Genomic DNA, 1,524 nt, shown 5'->3' on the forward strand with positions numbered 1-1,524 from the left:
CTTTTGGTCCGTTCCAGCTGCTTAATCGTGAAATGCTCGCCTCCGCTGGCTTTGACCTCCCGGATGCCTTCGGTGATTTCAAGGATTTCTTCCTGGATAAGCCGCTTCTGACGTTCCTCGCTGACGGGGATTTTCTCAAACTGCGAATGCCCGATAATCACGGCGTCGTAATCTCCGGTCGCAACTCTGGCGCAGAACTTCTTCCGCTTCGCCGTCTCAAAGTCCCGCTTGGTCGTCACCAGGATATTGGCCGCCGGGTACAATCTCAAAAATTCCGAAGCGGTCTGTTCCGTCAGATGGTTCGGGACAACGAAAATGGACTTATGGCAGAGGCCCAGACGCTTGGACTCCATAGCAGAGGCAATCATCTCAAACGTCTTTCCCGCGCCGACTTCGTGGGCCAGAAGCGTATTGCCGCCGTAAAGAACATGGGCAATGGCTCCCAGCTGATGGGGCTGGAGCGTAATACTGGGATTGATGCCGGAAAACACGATATGGCTTCCGTCATACTCACGGGGTCGGATGCAGTTCATAGTATCATTATAATACTGCACCAGCTCCTGCCGCCGTTCCGGGTCCCGCCAAATCCAGGATTGGAACTCGTCACGGAGGGCCTGCTGCTTCTGCGCCGCCAGGGTCGTTTCTTTGCCGTTCAGAACGCGACGCTCTTTCCCGTCCGGGTCCTGAACTGTATCGTAGATGCGCACATCCCGGAGATTCAGGGAATCCTCCAGGATGTGATAGGCGTTGGCCCGGTTCGTGCCATAAGTCGTATAAGCGGCGATATTATCATGGGAAACGGCGAATTTCTGCGTCACCTGCCATTCACCTGTGTGCTTGGAATACAGGACCCGGATTGCATCCCGCAGGCGTTCGGGAGTATTTAAGACTTCATACATGAACTGCTGGATATATCTCGGGGCAATCCAGGTAGCGCCCAGGCGGACTTNGATTTCGCTGGCGTCCAGGTCCTTGGGCTGGGCCTGAATCAAAGCCTCCACGTTGGACTGATACGCCAGGTCTTTTTCCGCCGCCCTCCGGGCGATAATCAGCTTGCGGCGAACATTGCCGGACAAATACTCATCGGCGGTCTGCCAGCCAGCAAGAGGGTCATCTCCGGCCTGCTCCGGGTCCTTGTAGATTACGCCCTTCAAGTCCGCGATAAGGCCAGATTCCGGTTTCCCGGTGAGCTGGGCCATAAAGGGCAAATCCACGTGGGCCCGCTCGCCAATCGAGACGGCAAGGGCTTCGGAAGCCGTGTCCACATGGGTGACAGCATGGTGCCGCTTAATTGTTCTCTTCGTGAACATGTCCGCCTTGGATTTGAGCTTGTTGTCCTCGTCCAGGATTTCCAGGGAACAGAGCAGGTAGTAAGAATCATCCCGGTCAAAGGCCAGCCGGTTGGCCCGGTCGTTGATAAGGCCGTATTTGTTCGTATAGGCGTCATACATGTGGTTCAACTCGGCCTGCTGGGCCTGGATTGCGCTGTCCGGGATATTCTCGTCCATCTGCAAGTCGATTAGA

The 1,524-nt window shown here is 55.6% G+C and carries 1 protein-coding gene; it reads right to left on the minus strand.

Annotated elements, in window-relative coordinates; genetic code table 11:
* On the minus strand, positions 1-1,524 hold a 1,524-nt coding region (locus JX325_RS16555), incomplete at both ends, for a DEAD/DEAH box helicase family protein (RefSeq protein WP_374220660.1).

The organism is Oscillibacter sp. CU971 (assembly GCF_905219725.1).
Classification (GTDB): domain Bacteria; phylum Bacillota; class Clostridia; order Oscillospirales; family Oscillospiraceae; genus Oscillibacter.